The sequence below is a fragment of the Pseudomonas sp. GW821-FHT01E10 genome, assembly GCF_059422365.1.
On record NZ_JBWKWT010000019.1, the window covers coordinates 1 to 23171 of the forward strand.

Sequence of the window (23171 nt, forward strand, 5' to 3'; positions counted from 1 at the left end):
AAGATGTCACCGTCACCGGCCTCGGCAACTTCACCGTGATCGGCAACGACCTGAACAACACCCTGCTCGGCAACGCCGCTGCCAACTTCCTCGACGGCAAGGCCGGGGCTGATACCCTGGACGGCGGGGCTGGCAACGACACCTACGTGGTCGACAACCTCGGCGACACGGTGATCGAACGCGGCACCTCGCTGGTCGAAATCGACACGGTTATGTCGTCGATCAGCTACACCCTGGGTAGCAACCTCGAGAACCTGACACTCACCGGCAGCGACAACCTCGACGCCACCGGCAACTCCTTGGGCAACCGTCTGACCGGTAACAGCGGCAATAACGTTCTGGATGGCGGAACCGGCGCCGACCTGATGATCGGCGGCACTGGCAACGACACTTATATCGTCGACAACCTCCAGGACGCGGTCACCGAGACCAGTACCCTGGCGAGCGAAATCGACACCGTACGTTCCTCGGTGAGCTGGACCCTGAGTGCCAACCTGGAAAACCTCACCCTCACCGGCAGCGACAACCTCACCGGTGTCGGCAACGCCCTGAATAACGTGCTGACCGGCAACAGTGGCAACAATGTGCTCAATGGTGGAGCAGGCAACGACCTGCTTGATGGTGGTATGGGCAATGACCTGCTGATAGGAGGTCTGGGCACAGACATCCTGACGGGCGGCTCTGGTGCCGACCGGTTTGTTTTCAATTTACTCAGTGAGCTGGGCAAAGGGGCAAACAGTGACGTCATCACCGACTTCAGCAGCCTACAGGGCGACAAGATCGACCTGTCAAAACTCGATGCCAATATGCTCACCACTGCGTTCAACGCCTTTACATTCATTGACTCGAATGCGTTCACAGGAGCAGGACAACTGCGTTTCGAAGATCATGTGTTGTACGGCAACGTCAACGGCAGGCTGGATGCAGATTTCGCAATCCAACTGGTAGGCGTCGATACCTTCAGTGCCAAGGACTTGGTAGTTTGACCAAGGTTTGAACAATACGCCCTGACCAATGTCGGGGTGTTTTGTTTTGTATCACCAAGACTGAACCCAAGCGCCAAGACTTGAACGCGAAAAATGTCGGGGGCCCCGTTCACCCCAACACCCCTAACTCTTTCGCCCGAGCCACGGCCTGCGTGCGCCGCTCAACACCTAATTTGCTGTTGATATGACTGGCATGGGTCTTGACTGTATGCAGCGAAATGAACAACTGATCACTGATTTCCTGATTCGAACATCCCTGCGCGATCAGCCGCAAAACCGCCAGTTCACGCGTACTGAGTTGTTCAGCAACAGGCGATGACTCAACCACTGGACGGGAGGCCATGGCCGGAAGCTTTTCCAGCAGATGCTGCGAAACCGGCGTCGGCGCACAGGGTTGAAGTTGCCCACGCAGCCAGTTCGGATGCTCGGCCAGTAATCGGTCAAACGGTTGCAGGACACCTCCGGCGGCCGCTTCCAAAGCCTGGGCCAGCGCCTTGCGGGCCTCGGGTTCGCGTCCGCCCGCCAACAACAGCGTAACGTTCTGATTCAGCGCCATCACGCTGAGCATCTGCCGACCGCTGCGCTGACCGTGTTCATGCAGCGCATTCAGGCGCCCTTCGGCGAGCATGGGCTGGCCCTTCATCATGTCCAGCACCGCCTGTTGCAACTCAATGTGCAGCGGCAGTTGTGGATGGAATTCCGGGGGGGCAGCCGGGTGCTCGCCGTTATAGGTCTGGCCCAGTCGCGCAAGCCAGGCTTCGGCCAGATCGGTGCGACCCTGAGCCAGCCAGAGTTCACATTTGACCAGGGTAATCATCGCCAGATAGTAAATCGGCGGGACGTCCCAGATGTGCATCAGGCGCTCGGCCTCGGCAAGTTCGGCGAAGGCCTTCGCGAATTCGCCGCTGTTGCCCTCCAGCCGGGCAATCACGCAGTGGCCGATCAATACGCTGATATCGCGACAGGCCCGGGCTTCGCCCAACCCCGCTTGCAAACGTGCCCGTGCGGCCTGGGGTTGCAAGCGCAGCGCCAGCAAAAAACCCTCGTACAAGGTCAGGCGTGCGCGCACCGCATAAAGCCGTTGTGGGGATAAACCTTGCAGGCGTTGCAGCCCCTGACGGACTTCATCCAGCGAACGCAGGATCTCCCCTCGCGCCTGCAATACCCGGGCGCGGTCGTAATGAGCCAAGGCCTCGAACAACGGATTGCCAACGCGCTGTGCCAACTCCAGCGAATCACGATTCAACCCCCGGGCACGCCACAAGTCGCCATCGGCAATCGCCAGATTGGACAAGGTCGACAGGCACATCAGTCGCTGTCCATACCGTTTGGCCGGCAGGCTTTCCAGTGCTTCGGCGCAATAGAGCATGGTCAGCTCGCGATTGCCTCGCCCCCGGGCAATGATCCCGCTCAGGGCCAGCCATTGCGCCAGCATGGATTTTTGCGCAGTAGCCGACGGCGCCGGCAGGAAGCGGCTCAGGTGACTGGCCAGCTCTTCGGCGGCGTCCAGTTGACAGGCCAGCCCCAATGCCCAGCTGTAGAGCACGATCAGCCGTGGCGTGCTGATTAACAGGCTATCGGGCAAGTCCATTTTCCAGCGCAGCAACATGCCGACGTTCTGCTCGGCCAGCAGTTGCTCTTCAGAAAGGTTTTGCACCAGATTCGCCGCGACATCCAGATGCCCGGCGCGCAACGCCTGCTCCACCGCCTCATCGAGTAGCCCTTGGGCGTTGAACCAGCGGCAGGCGCGCAGGTGCAAGCTGGCCGTCGGCACCATCGCCTGGGCGGTGGGCCGGCTGCGCAACAGATCGGAAAAAAGGTGGTGATAGCGATACCAGTGACCGTGTTCGTCCAGCGGCACCAGGAACACCTGATGCGCCAGCAGGAAACGCAGGATTTCGGCGCTGTCATGGGCTTCGCGCACAGCGTCGCACAGCTCACTGCAAAAGCGCTCCTGGGGCGCGGTGTCGTACAGGAATGACTGCACCTCGGCGGGCAGGCAATCGATGACTTCTTCGAGCAGGTAATCGCGAATCAGTCCTTCCCCGCCGTACAGCGACTGGGGCAATGCACCCTCGCTGCCCGCCTCGGAGGCCGCCAATAGCCAAAAGCGCAGCCCTGCCACCCAGCCTTCGCTACGCTGGATCAAATTCTCCAGCGCCTCGCCACGCAATGAAATGCTGTGTCGATCCAGCAGGCTCAGGGCTTCATCATGGGTCAACCGAAGATCCTGCTCATGCAACTCGAGCAGTTGCCGCGACAGCCGCAGGCGTGCCAGATGCCAGTCCGGACGCTGCCGACTGGTGACCATGACCAACAGGCCATCGGGTAAATGATTGAGGAAAAACTGCAGACAACGATCGAGCACCGGCCCCTGGGCCAGATGATAGTCATCAAGTACCAACAGCAGCGGCGTGTTGGGTGAGAGGTGCACGGCCAGTTCATCGAGCAAACCGTCCAGCCATTCTTCAAAGGCGAACGGTTGATGACGTTGGCGCATTTTCAGCAGCCCCAACGCCTGGCTGCCAAGTTGTGGAAAGTAGTCCTGAAGACCTTCGAGCAGGCGCTCAAGAAAACGGCCAGGATCACTGTCCCGCAGACTCAAGCCCAGCCACAGGCTTTGCCAGTGATCCGGCAACCCCTGACAAAACTCCACCGCCAATGAACTCTTGCCGAACCCTGCCGGCGCGCTGACCAGCAACAGCCTGCCACCGAGACCTGCACTCAGGCGCTCGCACAGACGCGGCCGCAGCACATGGCCGGCGGGCAGCGGAGGCCGGAAAAAACGCCCGTCCAGTGCCGCGACGGCAACGCTTGCAGGGCCCGGAAGTGGGGACAGATCAGTCATGGCCGGCTCTTGTTTGAAATACTGATGGCGGCGTTACAGATGTCCGCAGCCTAGCGGTAAACGAAGAGCTATTGAAGGTTATTGCTACAAATGGCTACAAAAAGACTACGAGCAAAAATGTCGGTAAACCGGACAGCCACACCGGACAACGATCTTTATGAACTGCCAAAAAAACGCCCCGAACCAGTCGGGGCGTTTTTTCGAGGATGCGGCCTCGGGTTACAACGTTTTAGCGAACGCCTTCCTGACGCAACGCGGCCGGAGTGAAGTCGGCGGTGCTGGCGGTGAAGCCGAAGTTATAGGCCGACTTCTCTTCGTTCTTCATGCCCAGTGCCAGGTAGCGGCCCGATTGCAGGTCGTACAAGGTTTCGAGGGCGTACCACGGCACTTGCTTGTCGTAGTAGTTCTCGGAGTGAGCCTCGGCGACGCGCCACAGTTGCCCGCGACCGTCGTAGTGGTCGACCACTGCCGCCTGCCAGGTGTCTTCGTCAATGTAGAAATCACGTTTGGCGTAGATGTGACGCTGACCTTCCTTAAGCGTCGCGACCACATGCCAGACCCGGCGCAGTTCATAGCGAGCCAGGTCCTGGTTGATGTGACCAGCCTTGATGATGTCGGCGTACTTCAGCTGTGGCGAATCGAGCTTGTAGCTGTCGGAGGCGATGTACATCTCTTTCTTGCCTTCGAGCTTCCAGTCATAGCGATCCGGCGCACCGTTGTACATGTCCAGGTTGTCGGAGGTACGCAGGCCATCGGCAGCGGTACCCGGCCCGTCATAGGACACTTGCGGCGCACGACGCACACGACGCTGCCCGGCGTTGTAGACCCACGCCGAACGCGGCTCTTTCACCTGGTCGAGGGTTTCGTGCACCAGCAGCACACCACCGGCCAGACGAGCCGGCGCGGTCACTTTCTGCTTGAAGTAGAACAGAATGTTGCCCGGGTTCTTCGGGTCGTAATCCTTCATCCTGTCGCGGAACACGAACTGGTCCTCGAAGTACACCAGGCTGAACGAGCCGTTCGCCTGCGGCGTGGCCTGGGTTATCAGACGGGTCACACTACCGCCGCGATAACGGGTGATATGGTTCCAGATGACTTCAACGCCACTTTTCGGAATCGGAAACGGGATCGCGGTTTCGAAGTTCTCCAGACCATTACCACCGGACACCAGGTTAGTGTTGGTAGCGTTCTTCTTGATGGAGGCAAACACCTCATCCGGCACAGTGGCGCCACGATGGGACGGGTAGACCGGCATCTTGAAGGTTTCCGGGTAGCGCTTGAACATCGCGTACTGGCCCGGCGCGAGTTTGTCCTTGTACTGGTCGACGTTCTGCGCGGTGATGGTGAACAGCGGTTTTTCACTCGCGAACGGATCAGACAGAAAACCCTTGCTGTCCACGCTACCGGCGTTTTTTGGCATCGGTTTCCAGGCCGGGATCGAGCCGTCGGCGTTGCCTGCCATCTCGGCCCCCATCGGGGTCAGGCTCTTGCCCAGCTTGTCCGCTTCGGCCGCAGGGACCGCCGCCATGACAGCGGTCGCCAGCAGCGAAAGCCCCAGAACACCAACATGGAACAGACTCTTTGTTATTTTCATAAATGTGTTCGTCCTGAAAATGCAGTGCTTAGAAGTTCACGCCGAAGCTGAGCGCAACGAAGTCGCGGTCATCTACGGTGGTGTACTTGCCGTCAAAGAAGTTGGTGTACGCCAGGCTCGCGGTGTAGGTGTTCTGGTATTCGGCATCGAGCCCCAGGCTTACCGCTTTACGACCTTCCTCGAAGTTGCCGCCAGGGCCTGGCGAGTAACCGCTCACGTCGTGGGACCAGGCCACGTTCGGCTTGAGGTTCACACCGGCGAATACGTCGGGGTATTCCCAAATGGCCCGGGCGCGATAACCCCACGAAGTAGCCGTAGTGAAGCCGTCGTTGTTGCAATTGCGGCTGCGGTTGTTGGTAGCGGCACCCGCACCGGCACCATTGATGGTGCTGGTGTTGAGGATTGCCGAGCAAGTATCGAGGCCACCGGTGGACGGCAGTTCGCCAGGCCCGTAGACCGGGTCACGGCCATAACGGACGTCAGAGGTACTTTCCAGGCCTCCGACGTGGGTCACACCCACTTCGCCCACCAGGGTCAGGCGGCTGGCGCCCATGACCTGATCGAAGAAGTGCGTCAGGGTGGTCTGGAACTGGGTGATTTCCTTGCGGCGATAGCCGTGCAAGTCCTGACCCGGCACACCGTTAAGCAGCGAAGCATTGGTCAGGGTGCCGCCCAATGGACGCACGCCGGCGAACAGAATGTCGGTGGAGTTGAGCTGCACCGGCGCGTTCGGACGATAGCTGAGCTCACCGCTCCACGCCGTGCCGGTAGGCAAGGTGGTGGAGAAGCTCAAGCCGTAGAGGCGGATGTCTTCCGGGTACTCGACGAAGTAGTTCGAGTTACCCGCGACCACCAACGGCGCCAGAGCCCGAAGCGCCCCCGGCAAGGCCGCTGCCTGCGCATAGGCCGATGCTGGAGCCCCCGTAGCGCTGAAGATCGGCGCACGGCTGTGGTAGTTCATGAAGTAGGCACCGAACTCGGTGTCCAGCGGCTCGAACATGTATTTGAGGGACGCGCCCCATTGGCCGCTGTCCCGTGCATCGCGATCAGGGCCACGACGCACCAGTACACCTTCGTCGTTAACGTCGACGCCCAGCCTGGCCAATGCGGGCAAGGCGGCGCCCGGAATGGTCGAACGCTTGTTCAGCACGCGCAGGTTGTTGTCGCAACCGTCGGCAATGATGTCGGGCTGGGAGAAAAAGGTGCCGCAGTTATCGACGACGGTCTGGTCCCATTCCAGTTGATAAAAGGCTTCGGCCGACAGAGTGTCGGTGAGGCTCTGGGACACGTAGAACATGTTGACCGGGATCAGACCTTCCTTGACCTCGGCGCCGGGACGACGAAACGCGGAGACGTCGATCGGGTTGATCGAGTTGATGCCGCCGCCGATGAAAGTACTTTCACCCCAGCTCACAACCTGCTTGCCCAGACGCACGGAACCCGGCTGATCGGCAATGGAGTAGTTGTGGTAGACGAAGGCGTCGAGGAGCTCGCCGCCGGAGGATTTGGCGCCTTCCTTGCGGTTGCTGTCGCTGATGTCCTTGAATTCGCGGCTTTCATCCTTGAGTTCGAAGTCGTACCAGTATTTGCCTCGGACGAAGACACCGGTGTCGCCGTATTTCAATTCAAGGTCATGAATACCCTTGAAGATCTTCGAGAAGGTTTCGCCACTCTTGAAGTTGGCGTGACCGTCATCGGACGTCTGGGACAGGCCATGGCCCCCGTTATTGACGCCGATCAGGTTTTTGTTGGGACTCTGAGTAGACCAACTGGCTCCGATCGACAGGGATGAGTCGAATTGACCTTCGATTTCACCAACGTTGAAACTGACGCCGAATGCGGGCCCGGCGAGCGAAGAGGCAAGACTGACCGCCAGGGGCAGTTTCGCCCGGCGCCAGAACTGGTTTACTGATGTCATCGACGCTACTCCATGTGCATTATTGTTATGGCTTAGTACTTTTAAAAACGCTGTGGGTAACCGGAAGCCAAGCGGTCCGAAGTCACTCCAAAGTTGCATCGCCCCGTTTATTGCGTGAGCTCCGTTCTTAAAAATCCTTGAGCGGACTATAGCCAGCAGGTAGTAGTGCTTGATCCCTCTAAAGTGTGATTTGCGCTGCCGGCCACCCTGGAACAGTCCTTTCGCCAGTCCGACACATGTCGGCACGGCAAGGATGGCTGAAAAATCGGATTTCACAAGCCAAGCGCTTGCTTGGTGGCTCTGGCGTGCCCTTTCGGGCACGCCAGATGACGCTTAAAGCGTCGAGAGGAAGGTGCTGTTGTTGGCCTGCCATTCGGTGATGTCGACGCGGATACGCTTCTTGTCGAGCTTGCCGACGCTGGTCTTGGGAATTTCAGTAACAACGGCGATCTGACTCGGGATAGCCCACTTGCTCAGGTGCCCCTGTTCAACGTACGGCTTGAGGTGCTCCTTGAGTTCCCTGGCCCCGATCTGATGCCCTTCGCGAACCACCAACAGCGCAAATGGGCGCTCGCCCCACTGCGGATCGGCGATGCCCACTACTGCTACCTCACGTACCGCAGGGTGGCGACTGATCAGGTCTTCCAGGTCCAGGGAAGAGATCCACTCGCCACCGGTCTTGATCACATCCTTGATCCGGTCACGGATGTCGATCACGCCCATGCTGTCCAGGGTTGCCACGTCGCCGGTGTGCAGCCAGCCCCCGGCCCAGAGCTCGGCGCCTTTTTGCGGCTCGTTGAAGTAACCCTCGGTGAGCCACGGCGCACGCAGCACCAGTTCGCCCTGGGTTTCACCATCGGCAGGCAGGAAGTTGCCCTCGGTGTCGACGATTGCCGCCTCGACCAACGGCCCCGGCACACCAGCCTTGATCCGGTAGGTGGTGCGTTCGTCTTCGGTGCCGGCCATCAGCTCATCGTTGAGGTGGGCGCATGATACCAATGGCCCGGTCTCCGACATGCCATAGGCGGCGGTCAATTGGATGCCCTTGGCCTTGGCGGCGTCGTACAGCGCATGGTTGAGCGCACTGCCGCCGATGACGATTTTCCAGCCACCGAAATCGACGTTTTGCGCCGCCTTGGCATTGAGGACCATTTGCAGAATGGTCGGCACGCAGTGGGAAAAGCTCACCTTCTCCTTGCGCCACAGCTCCACCAGATACTCGGGGTCGTAACGGCCCGGATAAACCTGCTTGAGCCCGAGCATGGTCGCCACATACGGCAAGCCCCAGGCATGCACATGGAACATCGGGGTGATCGGCATGTACACGTCGTTGGTGCCCAACAGCCGCACGCTGTCGATGGCGCCCATGATGGTCGCCACGCCCATGGTATGCAGCACCAGTTGCCGATGGGTGAAATACACGCCTTTGGGGTTACCGGTGGTGCCGGTGGTGTAGAACGTGGTGGCCACCGAGTTTTCGTCGAAGTCCTGGAAGTCGTACTGCGGGCTCGCCGCGGCCAGCAGTTGCTCGTACTCGCCGACAAGGTTCGGCAACTCGGCAGTTTTTTCCGGCAAGTCGGTCAGCAGCAGGGTTTTCTCCACCGTGGTCAGGTGCCCGGCAATCGCCTTGTACAAACCGACGAACTCGCTGTTGACCAGCACAAAGCGGTCCTCGGCGTGGTTCATGGTGTAAAGAATCTGTTCTGGCGACAGCCGCACGTTAATGGTGTGGATCACCGCGCCGATCATCGGGATGGCGAACATGCACTCCAGGTAGCGATGGCTGTCCCAGTCCATTACCGCCACGGTATCCCCGGCCTTCACGCCGGCCTCTGTCAGCACATTGGCCAGCCGCGCAACCCGCTCGATCAGGGTCGGATAGCTGTAGCGCAACTGATCGCGGTAGATGATTTCGCGAGTTTTTTCGTAACGGGCGCCGGACATCAGCAGCCGTTTAATCAACAGCGGATACTGGTAAGCGCCCTCGGCTGGAGGAATAACGCGAGTCTGCAACATAAGAGTCCCTTTTTGACTGCACAGTCTTGGCTGCTAAAGCTAAGCACTCTAGAGGCCTTGAACGCCAGCCAAATCAGCCAAAGGTATGATTTGCAGAGCCGTACAAATGCTAGCTTTACGCCAGCACTTGCGAGAATTCGTCAGCCGTTACGCCATTTTTCCTACGGCAGCCTCGGCCGGTGTCCGGGGGAAAACCATTGCAGCCACGAAGGTCAACGCCGCAATACTCGCCAATATCAGGTAAAGACCTACAAAACCTTGGCGCGGTTCGACGAACGAAATCAGCGGAATCGCGGTAGCACTGGCACCGAACGATAAACAGTAACGCAGCGCGAAGACTCGGGATTGCCATTGCGGCGCGACAAAGTTGGCGACCATCGCATCATTCACCGTGACCTGGCCAAACACCACGAACATGAACGCCGCACCCAGCACGATCACGGCCCAGCCGTCGACATAGGCCAACCCGAACAACAGTGGCGCCTGGCACAGCGTCAACACTATGAACGGCCATTTCAGACTGAAACGATGCAAGACCCGGCCGATGCTCAACTGCGCCACGGCGCCGAAGGCATACGCCAGGCTGACCACGACGCCAAGGATTTGCGGTGAAGTAAACAAATCGTGCAGGCGTTCCTGAAACAATTTCGGATAGGTCATGGTCGTGGCGTTGAACACCACACCGCCGGTCGCGGTGGCCAAGGCCAGTACGCCGAACACCATGACCATGGAAATCCGCTGACCGGCCGCATCTTTGAGCGGTGTGTGCGCACGCTTGGGGATCGGTTCTTCGCGCACCTGAAACGCGAAACCGATGCCCATCCCAATCGCCACCACGCCAGGCAAAACGAACGCCGAACGCCAGCCGAGTTGCGCCACCAGCAACCCGGTGATCAGCGCCGAAAACGCCACGCCAAGGTTGCCCCACATGCCGTTGATACCGATTTCGCGGCCCCGGTTGTGCGCGTAAGCCACCAGCATCGCGGTGCCCACCGGGTGATAGATCGCGGCGAAAATACCGATCAGCGTCAGGCCGAGTACCAGCATCGGTGCGCTGCTGCTCACGCCGGTAAAGATCGCCGAAGCGCCAATGCCGAAAAAAAACACCAGCATCATTTTCCGTCGGCTCCAGCGATCCCCCAGCCAGCCGGCCGGCAGCGAACAGGCGCCAAAGGCAATAAAGCCGCCGAGAGACAGGCCGATCATCGCGGCGTAGTCCAGTGCGAAGGCCTGGGTCATGCCGAGAACGGCGGCGGGAAAAATCAGCATGAACATGTGATCGATCACATGGGCTGCATTGATATAGCGGAGGACATTTCTGGACTGGTTCATCGCGGCACGCTTACGTTGTAGTGAGCGGCTTATGCTAAGTTGGCGAAAAAGAGTAATCCTGACAACAAAGTCATTGGATCTGACATGTTAATCAGCCATTTCCTGCACGGGCCGGTCAGCGCCTATCCGCGAGATTACGTGGACGGTGCTCACCAGGAACTGCATCAACACCGCGAAGCTCAGTTGCTGTACGCCGTTTGCGGCACCATGCGAGTGGTCACTGCGCAAGGTGCCTGGGTCATTCCACCAACCCGAGCCGTGTGGATTCCACCATTGGTGGCGCATGAAATTTTCATGTCGGGCGAGGTGCGCATGCGTTCGCTGTTCATTGCCCCCGAACTGTCGCCGCCAACGCTGCAACAGTGCTGTGTGCTGGCCGTCACACCGCTGCTGCGCGAGCTGATCCTGCGCGCGGTGCAAGGTCCGCGACACGCGGAAAACTCATTGATTCAGAAGCTGATGCTGGAAGAGATCGCCAGCCTGGAAAACCTTCCGCTACACATTCCAATGCCCGAGGACCGACGCCTGCAGGGCATCTGCATGGCGCTGCTGCGCGCACCGAATCACTCCAACACCCTGGAAGACTGGGCACAACAGGTCGGCGCCAGCTCTCGAACCTTGGCGCGGCTGTTCCAGCAGCAACTGAAGATGAATTTCAATGCCTGGCGCCAGCAACTGCGCCTGATGGAAGCCCTGCCGCGTCTGCTCGCCGGGGAAAGCGTGCAGAGCGTGGCGCGCGATCTGGGCTACGGCAGTGCTCGGGCGTTCAGCGCGATGTTTCGCCGCTTGCTCGGGGAAAACCCTCGGGAATACCTGAACGCGCTGAACAAATTGAGCGAGCTCAATCCCCCGTAGACACTCAGCGCGATCAATGCATCTCGGTGAACGCGAGTTTCACGCCGATGGCGATCAGCACCGCGCCCATGGTCCGGTCGAACCAGTGGCCCATACGGGCGAAACCGGCGCGCACGCGTTGTTGACTGAACAACATCGCCACCAGGCAAAACCAGAGCGCCGTTGCCGCTGCCAGATAGATCCCGTAACCGGCCTGTACCGCCAGCGGCGTGTGCGGGTTGATCACCACGGTGAACAACGACAGGAAAAACAGCGTGGCTTTCGGGTTCAGGCCATTGGTCACGAACCCCGCAGTGAAGGCGCCCCGCGCGGTGCGCTCACCCGCTTCCTGGTGCAGATCGTCAGCCGCAGGTTTGGCCGGTTGCGCGCGCAGGGCCTTGTAGCCGATGTACAGCAGGTACGCGGCAGCGGCCCATTTCAAGGCGTTGAACAGCACGATCGACTGAGACACGATCAACCCGATCCCCAGCAGCGAATAACCGACGTGCAGGAAAATCGCCGAACCAACGCCCAGCGCCGTCCAGGTCCCGGCGCGGCGACCGTGAGTCACGCTCTCTCGCACCACCACGGCGAAATCCGGGCCGGGGCTTGCAACAGCCAGCAGGTGAATCAGCGCAACGGTCAAGAATTCTGTCCAGTACATGGGGGCTCCCTTTGGCCAAGCGTAACTGCTTGTTTCATCTGGTAGGCTCGGCAGATTACGCCTTCAGTTCAACGCACAAAAGGTACAGTTGATGACGAACTCTCGCCGCGCCGTTTTCCTCGACCATCCGTCCCTGGACCTCGGCGATCTCGACCTCAGCCCACTACGCGAGTGCTTCAGCGACTTGCAGCTGTTCGCCCAGACCACGCCTGCGCAGGTGATCGAACGCCTCAAAGGCGCCACTGTCGCCATCACCAATAAAATCCTGATTGATGCGGCGGCCATGGCGGCCAGCCCCGAGTTGAAGTTGATCCTGATCACCGCCACCGGCACCAACAATGTCGACCTTGCTGCAGCCCGCGCCCACGGAATCACTGTTTGCAATTGCCAGGGTTACGGCACGCCGTCGGTGGCTCAGCGCACGATCATGTTGTTACTGAACCTGGCGACGCGCCTGGGCGACTATCAAAAAGCCGTCGCCGAAGGTCGCTGGCAACAGGCGAAACAGTTCTGCCTGCTGGATTACCCGATCGTCGAACTCGAAGGCAAAACCCTCGGTTTGCTCGGCCACGGTGAACTGGGCGGTGCCGTCGCGCGGCTGGCCGAAGCGTTCGGCATGCGCGTCTTGTTGGGGCAGATTCCGGGCCGCCCTGCCCGCCCGGACCGCTTGCCGCTGGACGAGCTGCTGCCGCAAATCGACGCCCTGACCCTGCATTGCCCCCTCAACGAACACACCCGACACTTCATCGGTGCCCGTGAACTGGCCTCGATGAAGCCCGGTGCTTTCGTGGTCAACACCGCGCGCGGCGGCTTGATCGACGAACAAGCATTGGCCGACGCCCTGCGCAACGGCCACTTGGGCGGCGCGGCCACCGACGTGTTGAGTGTCGAACCACCGACTGCGGGCAATCCGCTGCTGGCCCAGGACATTCCACGGCGAATCGTCACCCCGCACAACGCCTGGGGCAGCCGCGAGGCGCGGCAGCGAATCGTTGGCCAGTTGACGGAAAACGCTCAGGCTTATTTCAGCGGTAAAGCGCTGCGGGTCGTCAGTTGATAAACTGCGGCACTTTTTTCAAGGAGCAGAGTATGGATCCGCGCAGTGAAGTACTGCTTCGTCAGGCCGAGTTGTTCCAGGGTTCGGTGCTGCTGGCCGGTTTGCCCGCCGATGACTTGCTGGGTCGCTTGCCCGATGCCCACGGCTGGTGCTGGCACGCCGGCGATCAAGCAGCACTGGACGCCCGTTTCGCCGGGCGCAGCCATTTTGGCGTGAATGCGCCCGAGCGCGAATTCGACAGCGCCGTGGTGTTTCTGCCCAAGTCCAAGGACCTGACCGACTATATCCTCAACGCCCTCGCCTCTCGTCTGGCCGGTCGTGAGTTGTATCTGGTCGGCGAAAAACGCAGCGGCATCGAAGGCGCGGCCAAGCAGTTGAACCCCTTCGGCAAACCACGCAAGCTCGACAGCGCACGGCATTGCCAGCTCTGGCAGGTCACCGTGGCCAATGCGCCAGAAGCCAAATCGCTGGAAAGCCTGGCCCAGACCTATGAACTGCCATTGGCCGAAGGGCCGTTGAAAGTCATCAGCCTGCCGGGCGTGTTCAGCCACGGTCGACTGGATCGCGGCAGCGCCCTGCTGCTGGAACATCTGGACAAACTGCCCAGCGGCCACCTGCTGGACTTCGGTTGCGGTGCAGGCGTGCTGGGGGCCGCGGTCAAGCGGCGTTATCCGCACAACCAGGTCACCTTGCTCGATGTCGACGCATTTGCCGCCGCCAGCAGTCGCCTGACCCTGGCCGCCAACGGTCTGGAAGCGGAAGTGCTGACCGGTGACGGCATCGACGCAGCGCCCATGGGCTTGAGCGCGATTCTGAGTAATCCACCGTTCCATGTCGGCGTACACACCGACTACTTCGCCACAGAGAACTTGCTGCGAAAAGCAGCTAAACATCTGAAAAATGGCGGCGAACTGCGGTTGGTTGCCAACAGTTTCCTGAAGTATCAGCCGCTGATCGAAGAGCACTTGGGCGCGTGTGCGATCAAGGCTGAAGGACAGGGTTTTAGAATCTACCGGGCCAAGCGCGGCTGAAAACGCTTTTGTAAAAGAAGGCTTGCCCAATCGGATTTGCCTAGGCAGAATCCGCTCCGTCCTAGGGGAGTAGTCTCCCACGAGCGCCATGCTCGTCCGGCATACGTCAACATACTTGGTCCTCAGACCATGGCGTATGCGACCCACGCGTCCGCATCAGACGGATCGCAGGGTTTGACAAGACCTATGACACGAACACCTTACCCGGGGCGGGAAGGCTGTACGTGTCATAGCCGTGTCGACCCGCCCCTTAGGAAAACCCTGATGATGCTGGACTCTCTACTCGTTCCCACCGCAATCGTTGCCTTGGCCGAAATCGGCGACAAGACGCAACTGCTCGCACTCATTCTCGCCGCTCGCTTTCGCAAACCCTGGCCGATCATCGCCGGCATCGTCGCCGCGACCCTGGCCAACCACGCGGCGGCCGGTGCGGTAGGCGCCTGGTTCGGCAGTTTCTTCTCGAATGCGACGCTTCACTGGATCCTCGCCGCCAGCTTCGCCGCCACGGCGCTGTGGACACTGGTGCCGGACAAGATGGACGAAGACGAAGCCAGCACCGCCCGCAAGTTCGGACCGTTCCTGACCACGCTGATTGCGTTCTTCCTCGCGGAGATGGGCGACAAGACCCAGGTCGCGACCGTGATGCTCGCCGCGCAATACCCGGATCTGTGGCTGGTGATCCTCGGCACCACCGCCGGGATGTTGATTGCCAACGTGCCGGTGGTACTGGCGGGTAATTTTGCAGCGGAAAAACTGCCTCTGACTTTGATCCGTCGCCTGGCGGCGTCGGCGTTCTTCATCCTGGCGATTGTCGCGGTGTACAAGGCGATGCAGAGCAGTGGCTGGGTTTGACCCTGGATCTGTGAGTAACAGATTGTGGCGAGGGGGCGTTCCGACAAGCCTCCTCGCCACAAGCCTCAGCACTTGATGATCAGGATTTCCTGGCTTTCTCGTACAACGGCATGACTTTCGGAATCGCCGCCTGCAACGACGCAATCCGACTGGCCGACGCCGGGTGAGTGCTCAAGAACTCTGGCGGTGCGCCTTCCGAGGCTTTGCTCATTTTGTTCCACAGGGTGATCGCAGAGTTCGGGTTGTAACCAGCGCGGGCGGCCAGTTCGAGGCCGATCAAGTCGGCTTCGTTTTCGTTCTCGCGACTGTTGGGCAAGGTCATGCCGTATTTGGCCACGGTGTCCGCCAGGGCCAGGCTGTCCTGCCCCAGACCGAGCAACGCACCGGCGCCCTGCTTGGCCATTTCGAGACCATAAGCCCTGGACATCGCTTCACGACTGTGCTCGCGCAAGGCGTGAGCGATTTCATGGCCAATGATGGCGGCGATTTCGTCGTCAGTGAGTTGCAGGGTGTCGATCAGCCCGCTGTAGAAAATGATCTTGCCGCCAGGCCCGCAGGAGGCATTCAGCTCATCGCTCTTGATCAGGTTCACTTCCCATTGCCACTGGGCCGAATCCGGACGAAACACCGGTGCCTGGGCAATCAGGCGATTGGAGATGGCCTGGACGCGCTTCGCATTGTTACTGGATTTATCCAGCACGCCTTTGGTGCTCGCCTCCCCGATGGTCTGTTGATAAGACTGGGCGTACATCTGGTTGACCTCGGAGGTCGACAACATACTGAACATGTATTGCGTGCGCTCAACGCCCACGGCGCCACCGCTGGTGGTGTTGACCGACTGACAACCGGCAAGCAGCAGACTTGCACTCAGTGCACACAAAACCAATGTCTTACTCATCAAGAAGCTCCCTGGAAACATGCCGCGTATCCTAGGTGGGGATTTGTATCGGCGCCAGATACAACGGACGTGTAGCACGTACATTTCAGACAAAGCCCCGATTACCGTAGGAAAAAATTCACACAACAGCGTCCACCGCGGCTGATCACGGCCAGCAATGATTCATTTACGACATCCAGCACTCTAAAACAGCCAATTCGTTACACCTGGCTCATGCCCCACCGCCCCAGTGCCGATACAGCTCTGCAGACGTCCTCTTGCGTGCGGAGCACCCATGAAATTCAAGTCGATCCAGTTTTCCGTTGCCGCCCTGGCCGGCGCCATTGTGCTCAGCGTTGTCGCAGCCCTGGTGCTGTATGCGCTGTTTTCCGGCGCCCGGACCCAAGACATGGTCCAGCAACGGACTCAGGCGCAGTTTGAGCAAGTCATCGAACAGCGCCTGACGTCGCTGGCACAAACCCAGGTCAGCCAGATCCAGCGCGAACTCGAAGCACCGCTGCTGATTGCCGGCGGTCTGGTGCGGGTCAACGCATTGATCGGCACACCGGGCGCCGATGGCCTGCCGCAACTGAGCCTTAGCCGCGAGCAACTGATCAGCCTGATCAAGGAAAACGTCGCCCGGAACCCGAAAATTCTCGGCACCTACATTGGGTGGGAAAAAAACGCCCTCGACCACAACGATGCGGCCTACGTCGACACCAAAGTAGTCGGCATCGACGCCAGTAACGGGCGCTTCCTGCCGTGGTGGTTCCGTAACGAAGACGGCAGCCTGGGCCTGGACAAACTGGTCGACGTCGACGACCAGAAAACCTTGTCCACCGGTGTGCGCGCCAGCGAGTACTACCTGTGCTCCAAGGAAACCAAAAAATCCTGCGTGATCGATCCGGCGCCCTACAAGGTTGGCGACAAGATCGTCATGCTCGCCTCCTTCATTGAACCGATCATGCTCAACGGCGCGTTCCAGGGCATCGTCGGCGCCGACCTGTCGGTGAACTTCATCCAGGAAATGCTCCTGGGGGCGAATCAGAAACTGTACAGCGGCGCCGGAGAAATGGCCCTGATCGGCGGTAACGGCCGGATCGTCGCCTACACCAAAGACCCGAGCAAATTCGGCGAAAAGGTCAGCGACATCCTCGACAGCAAGCAGATTGCCAACATGGCCAATCTCAAGCGTGGCGAAGTGACTTACACCGTCGACAAGGCCCAGGGCCGGATCGAGTTGTACCTGCCCTTCGGCATCGGCCAGACCGACGCCCGCTGGACCTTGATGCTGCAACTGCCGCTGAACGCGGTGATGGCCGACCTGCAAAAACTTCAGAGTGACCTGGACGCACAGCGCAAGTCCGACACCTTTGGCATGGCCATGGTCGGCCTGCTGATCGCCGGCATTGGTTTGTTGGTGATCTGGCTGGTGGGCCACGGCATTGCCCGGCCGCTGAAGCAGATGGTGACCATGCTCGATGACATCGCCCAGGGCGAAGGCGACCTGACCCGCCGCCTGACCAGCGACCGCAGCGACGAACTGGGCTCGATCGCGAAGGGCTTCAACACCTTCCTGGCCAAGTTGCAGGCGATGATCACTCAAGTGGTGACTTCGGTGCAGAGCGTCAGCGACTCGTCGGAACACACCGCGGACATCGCCATTCGCACCAACATCGGTGTGCACAAACAAATGGCCGAGATCGATCAGGTCGCCACCGCCGTACACGAAATGACCGCCACCGCCCAGGACGTGGCGCGCAACGCCACCCAGGCCGCGCAAGCTGCCAGTCATGCAGATCAGGCGGCGGCACAAGGCATGCAAATCGTCCGGGATACGTCGAATTCGATTGGTGTGTTGGCCATCGAAATCGGCAAAGCCGTCGGCGTGGTGCAGACCCTGGCCAAGGACAGCGAAAACATCAACGCGATCCTGACGGCAATTCGCGGCATCGCCGAGCAGACCAACCTGCTCGCCTTGAACGCGGCCATCGAAGCCGCGCGGGCCGGTGAACAGGGTCGGGGTTTTGCGGTGGTGGCCGATGAAGTACGCAACCTGGCGCAGAAAACCCAGAAGGCCACGGAAGAAATCCAGACCATGATCCAGCAACTGCAACAAGGCACCCGCGATGTGGTGCGGGTCATGGAAGACAGTCAGAACCGCACCGACGAAAGCGTGCAGCACGCGGCGAAAGCGGCCCAAGCGCTGGAAACCATTACGCAAGCGGTGTCGGTGATCAACGACATGAACACCCAGATCGCCAGCGCCGCCGAGGAACAGAGCGCGGTGGCCGACGACATCAACCGCAACGTGATCAACATCGGGCAAGTAGCCAATGAAGTGGCTGGTGGCGCGGATGAATCGAGCGCAGCGAGTGCGGATTTGACCAAGTTGGCGGAACAGCAGCGCCGGTTGATCAATCAGTTCAAGGTTTAGGGTTCAATGACGCGGAGCGTCCATGGCTGCATTCCCACGCGGAGCGTGGGAACGATCATTACGCGCTCAGCCCGGGGTCAAACACTCCGGCCCATTGAGCTTCGGATCATTCACCATGTTCGCCAGCACCCGCTCGCGCAGCGCCGCGGGCTCGCTGGCCAGCAGCGCCTGCAAGGCATGTAGCGGGGTTTCAGGATTGAGCCAGGCTTCCTGCCCCGCCGCATCGAGAATCAACGGCCGACGCTGACTCGAAGCAGGTTGGGTGATTACCGCCGTACTCAGCCATACCTGCTCCTGCACCGGATATGCCTCCCAGATCGCCGCGAAGTACAGCGTCGAGCCCTCCCCCGGCGTCAGCCAGTATGGGCGTTTGCGCGTAGTGCCGCGCCACTCGTAAAAACCATTGGCCGGCAGCAGACAACGGCGCAGGCGCAAGGCTTCGCGAAACATCGGCTGTTCGGCAACGGTTTCGGCACGGGCATGGGCCGGCGTGCGGGACAGGTCGGTCAGCCACGGCGGCGTCAGGCCCCAGCGGGCGCGGGCCAACTCACGCTGCCCGTCTGCACCGGCACGCAGCATCAACACCGAATCGTTGGGAGAAATATTCCACTGGGCCTGCTGATCGGCGGGAAATCCGGGCAGGGCTGCGAAGGCGGGGTTCCAGCGAAACAGGGCATAACGTCCACACATGGGGCAATACGACTCTTGATCAAACGAACGTCAGCCTAACAGACCAGCGTGCCGGGAAAGCTGTCCGGTTCATCGCCGGACAGCGGCAGCGCGGCATTGTACGCGGCGATCAGTTCCCGCGCGTATTGCGCCTGGTCGTTATCGACCGATACACCCAGCAGGCCGAATATCGGCAATTCCCCGGTACCGCCGATCAAATCCCGGCCCACCAGATGCGCCTCGATGCCTTCACTGGCCAGCATGCTTAGCAGCAATTCGCCTTCCATCAGGTTTTCCGGCTCGTAGATACGCTGCATGGGTGAACCCCTTCATTCGTTTTCGCTGTAGACGTCGAGGTGCCACTCCTCGCCGTGAACCTGCAAGACAAAGGTAATGGGACGACAACACACCGGACAATCCTCGATATAGGTCTGATCACCGCCAGACAAATCCAGAACAGCCTCGACTTCTTCACCGCAATACGGACATTCATACTGCGCAGTTTCCAGCATCGCGGTCTCCCAGGTGACTTGTGCGTATAATCGCCGGTCTATTTGCAGGGCTATTTTTGTCTGACTACCTTTCAGACCGTGCCCCGTTGGTTTTCGATCAATACCTTTACTTACCCTAGCCGTTTCTAACAAGAGAGCATGATGGGCGAATTCGATGCCATCCGACCTTACGACGACAGCGAAGTCCCAGCGGTGCTGGCACGGCTGCTCGGCGACAAGGCGTTTCTAGATATCCTCACCCACTTCCGCTTCCCGCGTTTTGCCGGTGCCTTCGGCTGGATGCTCAAACCTCTTATAGCGCATCGGCTGCGCCGTGAGTTCGCCGGCGTCACGTCGGTGGCCACGTTGCAGGACAAAGTCGAGTTTTACGTCGACCACACCATCGAGCGCGCCACGGACGGGGTGACCTACACCGGCGTGGAGCAATTCAAGTCCGGCAGTGCCTACCTGTTCATCGCCAACCACCGCGACATCGTGATGGACCCTGCCTTCGTCAACTACGCCGTGTACCACGCCGGCCTGCCGACCCCACGCATCGCCATTGGCGATAACCTGCTGCAGAAGCCTTTTGTCAGCGACCTGATGCGCCTGAACAAGAGCTTCATCGTGCACCGTTCGATCACCGGTCGTCGCGAGAAAATGGCGGCGTATCAATTGTTGTCGGCCTACATCAACCATTCGATCCGCAACGATTGCGCCTCGATCTGGATCGCTCAGGCTGAAGGCCGGGCCAAGGACGGCGACGACCGCACCGAGTCGGCGATCCTCAAGATGTTCCACATGAGCCGCAAGGACGAGCCGTTCGGCGAAGTCATCCGTTCGCTGAACCTCACCCCGGTGTCGATCAGCTACGAGTACGACCCCTGCGACCAGGCCAAGGCCCGCGAGCTGTACATTCGCGCCACCACCGGCACCTACACCAAGGCACCGGGCGAGGATGACGCGAGCATCGCCAAGGGCATCACCGGTTACAAAGGCCGGGTCCACGTGAACTTCGCCGCACCGATCACCGAACTGTTCGAAGACACCAAGCAATTGGCGATCGAAATGGACAAGCAGATTCTGGGCGGTTACCGGTTATTCCCGGTGCATTACCTGGCGTATGCGCAGTGGAAAGACGCCGACCCGCAATTGCAGGTGCCGAAAGCGGCCGAGCTGTTTGTGGCAGATGAACTGGCCAAGGCTCAGGAAGAATGGCAGCGTCGACTGGAAGCTTGCCCCGAGGAACATCGTCCGTTCCTGGTGCTGCAATATGCGATGCCGGTGCGTAATCAGTATCGGGTCAAGGCCGGGTTACCGTTGTAGGGTAATGGCTGGATACGACAACGGCGCCTTCGGGCGCCGTTTTTGTTTGTCTTGGTGCAGTAGGTCAGTCAGACACTGTAACTGTGTCAGAACTTCAGACGCGAGTACTGACCCACGACACCAGCAACGCCATCCCAAGGCAGGCAAAACCGAAGCGATAGAAAAACCGGTTCATGCGCAAGGTCGCCCAATCGAGGGTTGGCTCTTCGCTGGGCCTGCTCTGGCGCTGGGCTTCGATACTGGCCATCGCGCGCTGTTCACGACGACGGGTGGCGTGCAGCAACCAGCCGCCCGGGCAGGCGAACAGCAAGGCCAGCAGGTTGATCAGTTTGGCGGGATGAGCGGTAAAGAGCGAAATCAATTGCAGCGACATCACAAACCTCAGGCAAACCGGTGTAACAGACGCCGGGACCGACGACCACGGCGCGGATTCTACCGAAAGCGCTCCGGCCTGCCCCCCCTTTCCGACAAATAACGAAACCATTTAGCCGATTATTGTCCTGTGTCACGGCGCCGTCATCTGAATCCGCCAGTCTGTCGCCCTTCGAAACCGACACGGACCGCGTCATGCTCCACGCCGAAAACCAGGATCGTCTTTACCTCATTGCCCAAAGCGACGAACAACAAACCTTAGTCGGCAGCCTCGCCTTCAATGTACAGGACCGGCATTGGCTGGTGTATTGCGCGTTGGGCGGGCATCAACATGCGGATTTGCCGGAGACGGATTTGCTGACCGGGGTGAGTGTTCTGGACTTCTATTCGCAAGCGGCTTGATTTCCCTTGCTGGAACGGCAGGCACAAAAAAACCCGGCGCCATCGCTGGCGCCGGGTTCTTTAAACAAGCTACAAACCGTTACTCGCCAAGCACCTGACCAATCGTCGGGTCCTTGAACAAGCGGGTCAACGCATCACTCAGCACATCACTGACCAGCTTGGTATTGGTTTCCTGATTCGGTGCCATGCCAAAACGCTGATCCAGCGACGCGCCGTAGCGACCGCTGTAACGACGGTTGGCATTCTGCACATCGGAACGGAACGTCGCGCCAATTGTAGCTTCAGTCACATACAAACCTTCTTTGGGCGACTGATACTTCAGCTCGGCCAGGGTCACCGTCAATTGCGGCGCATTCAGCGCATTGGCCGTCGGCGTGAAGCCCAGCAACCGCACGGCCGCCTCAGCTTGAGCCTGCAGCTTCGGCAGAATCTGCGCGCCCTGCACCGTGATCGCACTGGTCTCCGGGTACAAACCGCCACGGGTCCCCAGGGTTGGCGATGGACGACCGTCCACCACACGCACCACCACCGGCTGACCATGGCCGACCGGCGCCAGCTGAGCCGTCAGCTTGGGTTCCGGGCTCAGTTGTTGCGGGCTGTGGGCGCAGCCGACGAGGGTCAAACTGGTCACAGTGATCAAACCGAACAACAGGCGTTGCAACATGCTCTTCTCTCCAGAATCAGGCAACTAACGATGCCCGCAGTATAGCGGTGCGCCACTGCGGCGAACTAGCTTCGCGCAACGATTACTGAAATCTCTGACAAACCCGGCGCAGCGCGGTTCCTGTCACACCTTTGTCACCGCCCGCTGGCAACCTTTATGGCAGTCACCCCCAAAAGGTACGTTGCCATGCGTTTTCTCGTCTCCCTGTTCGCGCCACGCCCGCTGCACCGCAGTTTCGCCCTGCTCGATCACAATGGCCACTGCCAGGCCTTCAAGCAGTGCAGCCTCCAGCCCATGGGCGATGGTTGGGTCGAAATCGAAGAAATTCGCCTCAACTGGCTGCACCAGCCTCTGCCCGCCAGTGCCCGTGTCAGCCAGCACCAGCCACGTGCACGCGCGCAGCAACTGCTGACCACCTGACCCGACGCCTAATAAAAGTCATTAAACACGACCATTTCCCTGCGTTTCTTAGATACAATCTCCCCCCGATTATAAGGACGTCTCCTGATCGGGCCTCGCAGCATCGTTCAATGCCTCGGTATTGACACCCCGCACCGCCCACAGAGAGCCGCCCACACAGATCGAGTGAAGCTGGCGCGCTTGCTGTTTCTCAAGCAAACCCCCCACTTTTCGCGAATCTGCAGAGCTGTCATTACGCTCGGTCACTGAGCTGTTTGCCCGTTTTTGCTGCCCATGCACCCCATGGCGGCAATCCATCCGGGCACGGTGCCAGGCTGGGACAGCCCTTTTTTGAGGTTCACGTCTTCAAAAGAGCGTGAAAAAAACGGGTTTTCACAACTT

The 23171-nt window shown here is 59.8% G+C and carries 21 protein-coding genes and 1 riboswitch; of the genes, 9 read left to right on the top strand and 12 right to left on the bottom strand.

Translation table 11 applies throughout. The features are described 5' to 3' along the window. Nucleotides 1-986: calcium-binding protein (locus tag AC07V0_RS24490; protein WP_495019980.1), on the top strand; the 986-nt coding region annotated here is incomplete at its 5' end. 109 nt (nucleotides 987-1095) lie between these two features. Here the strand turns inward: AC07V0_RS24490 and AC07V0_RS24495 are convergent. From AC07V0_RS24495 to AC07V0_RS24515, 5 genes are all read right to left on the bottom strand, one after another. Continuing rightward, nucleotides 1096-3834: a winged helix-turn-helix domain-containing protein gene (locus AC07V0_RS24495; protein ID WP_495019981.1), complete on the bottom strand. Its 2739-nt coding sequence runs from the start codon at nucleotides 3832-3834 to the stop codon at nucleotides 1096-1098. A gap of 229 nt (nucleotides 3835-4063) precedes the next feature. Next, nucleotides 4064-5428 carry a DUF1329 domain-containing protein gene (locus AC07V0_RS24500; protein ID WP_018929604.1) on the bottom strand — a complete coding sequence of 455 codons (1365 nt, stop codon included), beginning with the start codon at nucleotides 5426-5428 and terminating at the stop codon, nucleotides 4064-4066. Between the two features lie 28 nt (nucleotides 5429-5456). Beyond that, complete coding sequence (locus AC07V0_RS24505) at nucleotides 5457-7346, bottom strand: DUF1302 domain-containing protein (protein WP_477744012.1); 1890 nt, start codon at nucleotides 7344-7346, stop codon at nucleotides 5457-5459. A 333-nt stretch (nucleotides 7347-7679) separates the two neighbouring features. Further along, complete coding sequence (locus AC07V0_RS24510) at nucleotides 7680-9362, bottom strand: fatty acid--CoA ligase (protein ID WP_018929602.1); 1683 nt, start codon at nucleotides 9360-9362, stop codon at nucleotides 7680-7682. A 147-nt stretch (nucleotides 9363-9509) separates the two neighbouring features. After that, nucleotides 9510-10694 carry an MFS transporter gene (locus AC07V0_RS24515; RefSeq protein WP_495019982.1) on the bottom strand — a complete coding sequence of 395 codons (1185 nt, stop codon included), beginning with the start codon at nucleotides 10692-10694 and terminating at the stop codon, nucleotides 9510-9512. An 84-nt stretch (nucleotides 10695-10778) separates the two neighbouring features. Here AC07V0_RS24515 and AC07V0_RS24520 point away from each other — a divergent pair, with 84 nt between their 5' ends. Beyond that, nucleotides 10779-11549 (top strand): AraC family transcriptional regulator, encoded by a 771-nt coding sequence (locus tag AC07V0_RS24520; RefSeq protein WP_111454523.1) that lies wholly within the window; start codon nucleotides 10779-10781, stop codon nucleotides 11547-11549. Nucleotides 11550-11562: 13 nt separating this feature from the next. On the opposite strand, the gene AC07V0_RS24525 is transcribed toward AC07V0_RS24520, so the two are convergent. Next, nucleotides 11563-12192 (bottom strand): LysE family translocator, encoded by a 630-nt coding sequence (locus AC07V0_RS24525; RefSeq protein WP_019582369.1) that lies wholly within the window; start codon nucleotides 12190-12192, stop codon nucleotides 11563-11565. 91 nt (nucleotides 12193-12283) lie between these two features. Between AC07V0_RS24525 and AC07V0_RS24530 the strand changes: the two genes are divergently transcribed. The 3 genes from AC07V0_RS24530 (at nucleotide 12284) to AC07V0_RS24540 (ending at nucleotide 15132) form a co-directional block, all read left to right on the top strand. Then, nucleotides 12284-13249, top strand: coding sequence for a 2-hydroxyacid dehydrogenase (locus AC07V0_RS24530; protein WP_495019983.1), 966 nt, complete (start codon nucleotides 12284-12286; stop codon nucleotides 13247-13249). Nucleotides 13250-13281: 32 nt separating this feature from the next. Further along, on the top strand, nucleotides 13282-14280 hold the full coding sequence (locus AC07V0_RS24535) for a methyltransferase (protein ID WP_064616188.1): 999 nt from the start codon (nucleotides 13282-13284) through the stop codon (nucleotides 14278-14280). Between the two features lie 51 nt (nucleotides 14281-14331). Continuing rightward, nucleotides 14332-14456: riboswitch (yybP-ykoY riboswitch) on the top strand. Nucleotides 14457-14547: 91 nt separating this feature from the next. Beyond that, entirely contained in the window at nucleotides 14548-15132 is a 585-nt protein-coding gene (locus tag AC07V0_RS24540) for a TMEM165/GDT1 family protein (RefSeq protein WP_026286682.1), read from the top strand. A gap of 79 nt (nucleotides 15133-15211) precedes the next feature. Here the strand turns inward: AC07V0_RS24540 and AC07V0_RS24545 are convergent, their stop codons facing one another. Then, nucleotides 15212-16030, bottom strand: a complete 819-nt coding sequence (locus AC07V0_RS24545) for a M48 family metallopeptidase (RefSeq protein WP_018929596.1) — start codon at nucleotides 16028-16030, stop codon at nucleotides 15212-15214. Nucleotides 16031-16304: 274 nt separating this feature from the next. Here AC07V0_RS24545 and AC07V0_RS24550 point away from each other — a divergent pair, with 274 nt between their 5' ends. After that, the gene (locus AC07V0_RS24550; protein WP_495019984.1) at nucleotides 16305-18446 is read left to right on the top strand and encodes a methyl-accepting chemotaxis protein; all 2142 of its coding nucleotides are present in this window, start codon (nucleotides 16305-16307) and stop codon (nucleotides 18444-18446) included. A 66-nt stretch (nucleotides 18447-18512) separates the two neighbouring features. Here AC07V0_RS24550 and AC07V0_RS24555 read toward each other — a convergent pair whose 3' ends face one another. From AC07V0_RS24555 to AC07V0_RS24565, 3 genes are read right to left on the bottom strand one after another with little or no spacing between them, the layout of a single operon-like run. Continuing rightward, nucleotides 18513-19136 carry an SOS response-associated peptidase gene (locus AC07V0_RS24555; protein WP_007939796.1) on the bottom strand — a complete coding sequence of 208 codons (624 nt, stop codon included), beginning with the start codon at nucleotides 19134-19136 and terminating at the stop codon, nucleotides 18513-18515. Between the two features lie 35 nt (nucleotides 19137-19171). Further along, the gene (locus tag AC07V0_RS24560) at nucleotides 19172-19432 is read right to left on the bottom strand and encodes a putative signal transducing protein (RefSeq protein WP_007939795.1); all 261 of its coding nucleotides are present in this window, start codon (nucleotides 19430-19432) and stop codon (nucleotides 19172-19174) included. Nucleotides 19433-19444: 12 nt separating this feature from the next. After that, a complete protein-coding gene (locus AC07V0_RS24565; RefSeq protein ID WP_018929594.1) occupies nucleotides 19445-19627 on the bottom strand; it encodes a CPXCG motif-containing cysteine-rich protein in 183 nt (60 codons plus the stop codon). Between the two features lie 138 nt (nucleotides 19628-19765). Here AC07V0_RS24565 and AC07V0_RS24570 point away from each other — a divergent pair, with 138 nt between their 5' ends. Beyond that, nucleotides 19766-20932 (top strand): 1-acyl-sn-glycerol-3-phosphate acyltransferase, encoded by a 1167-nt coding sequence (locus AC07V0_RS24570; RefSeq protein ID WP_495019985.1) that lies wholly within the window; start codon nucleotides 19766-19768, stop codon nucleotides 20930-20932. 94 nt (nucleotides 20933-21026) lie between these two features. On the opposite strand, the gene AC07V0_RS24575 is transcribed toward AC07V0_RS24570, so the two are convergent. Beyond that, complete coding sequence (locus AC07V0_RS24575; RefSeq protein ID WP_007939791.1) at nucleotides 21027-21305, bottom strand: hypothetical protein; 279 nt, start codon at nucleotides 21303-21305, stop codon at nucleotides 21027-21029. Between the two features lie 194 nt (nucleotides 21306-21499). On the opposite strand from AC07V0_RS24575, the gene AC07V0_RS24580 reads away from it, so the two are divergent. Further along, nucleotides 21500-21706, top strand: coding sequence for a hypothetical protein (locus AC07V0_RS24580; RefSeq protein ID WP_018929592.1), 207 nt, complete (start codon nucleotides 21500-21502; stop codon nucleotides 21704-21706). Between the two features lie 79 nt (nucleotides 21707-21785). On the opposite strand, the gene AC07V0_RS24585 is transcribed toward AC07V0_RS24580, so the two are convergent. Further along, nucleotides 21786-22370 carry a YajG family lipoprotein gene (locus AC07V0_RS24585; protein ID WP_018929591.1) on the bottom strand — a complete coding sequence of 195 codons (585 nt, stop codon included), beginning with the start codon at nucleotides 22368-22370 and terminating at the stop codon, nucleotides 21786-21788. Between the two features lie 186 nt (nucleotides 22371-22556). Between AC07V0_RS24585 and AC07V0_RS24590 the strand changes: the two genes are divergently transcribed. Continuing rightward, nucleotides 22557-22790 carry a hypothetical protein gene (locus AC07V0_RS24590; RefSeq protein WP_064616185.1) on the top strand — a complete coding sequence of 78 codons (234 nt, stop codon included), beginning with the start codon at nucleotides 22557-22559 and terminating at the stop codon, nucleotides 22788-22790. Nucleotides 22791-23171 lie beyond the last annotated feature (381 nt).

Coding starts and splice junctions, on each gene's coding strand:
- AC07V0_RS24495 (WP_495019981.1), bottom strand. CDS start 3,834: ATGACTGATCTGTCCCCACTTCCGGGCCCTGCAAGCGTTGCCGTCGCG.
- AC07V0_RS24500 (WP_018929604.1), bottom strand. CDS start 5,428: ATGAAAATAACAAAGAGTCTGTTCCATGTTGGTGTTCTGGGGCTTTCG.
- AC07V0_RS24505 (WP_477744012.1), bottom strand. CDS start 7,346: ATGACATCAGTAAACCAGTTCTGGCGCCGGGCGAAACTGCCCCTGGCG.
- AC07V0_RS24510 (WP_018929602.1), bottom strand. CDS start 9,362: ATGTTGCAGACTCGCGTTATTCCTCCAGCCGAGGGCGCTTACCAGTAT.
- AC07V0_RS24515 (WP_495019982.1), bottom strand. CDS start 10,694: ATGAACCAGTCCAGAAATGTCCTCCGCTATATCAATGCAGCCCATGTG.
- AC07V0_RS24520 (WP_111454523.1), top strand. CDS start 10,779: ATGTTAATCAGCCATTTCCTGCACGGGCCGGTCAGCGCCTATCCGCGA.
- AC07V0_RS24525 (WP_019582369.1), bottom strand. CDS start 12,192: ATGTACTGGACAGAATTCTTGACCGTTGCGCTGATTCACCTGCTGGCT.
- AC07V0_RS24530 (WP_495019983.1), top strand. CDS start 12,284: ATGACGAACTCTCGCCGCGCCGTTTTCCTCGACCATCCGTCCCTGGAC.
- AC07V0_RS24535 (WP_064616188.1), top strand. CDS start 13,282: ATGGATCCGCGCAGTGAAGTACTGCTTCGTCAGGCCGAGTTGTTCCAG.
- AC07V0_RS24540 (WP_026286682.1), top strand. CDS start 14,548: ATGCTGGACTCTCTACTCGTTCCCACCGCAATCGTTGCCTTGGCCGAA.
- AC07V0_RS24545 (WP_018929596.1), bottom strand. CDS start 16,030: ATGAGTAAGACATTGGTTTTGTGTGCACTGAGTGCAAGTCTGCTGCTT.
- AC07V0_RS24550 (WP_495019984.1), top strand. CDS start 16,305: ATGAAATTCAAGTCGATCCAGTTTTCCGTTGCCGCCCTGGCCGGCGCC.
- AC07V0_RS24555 (WP_007939796.1), bottom strand. CDS start 19,136: ATGTGTGGACGTTATGCCCTGTTTCGCTGGAACCCCGCCTTCGCAGCC.
- AC07V0_RS24560 (WP_007939795.1), bottom strand. CDS start 19,432: ATGCAGCGTATCTACGAGCCGGAAAACCTGATGGAAGGCGAATTGCTG.
- AC07V0_RS24565 (WP_018929594.1), bottom strand. CDS start 19,627: ATGCTGGAAACTGCGCAGTATGAATGTCCGTATTGCGGTGAAGAAGTC.
- AC07V0_RS24570 (WP_495019985.1), top strand. CDS start 19,766: ATGATGGGCGAATTCGATGCCATCCGACCTTACGACGACAGCGAAGTC.
- AC07V0_RS24575 (WP_007939791.1), bottom strand. CDS start 21,305: ATGTCGCTGCAATTGATTTCGCTCTTTACCGCTCATCCCGCCAAACTG.
- AC07V0_RS24580 (WP_018929592.1), top strand. CDS start 21,500: ATGCTCCACGCCGAAAACCAGGATCGTCTTTACCTCATTGCCCAAAGC.
- AC07V0_RS24585 (WP_018929591.1), bottom strand. CDS start 22,370: ATGTTGCAACGCCTGTTGTTCGGTTTGATCACTGTGACCAGTTTGACC.
- AC07V0_RS24590 (WP_064616185.1), top strand. CDS start 22,557: ATGCGTTTTCTCGTCTCCCTGTTCGCGCCACGCCCGCTGCACCGCAGT.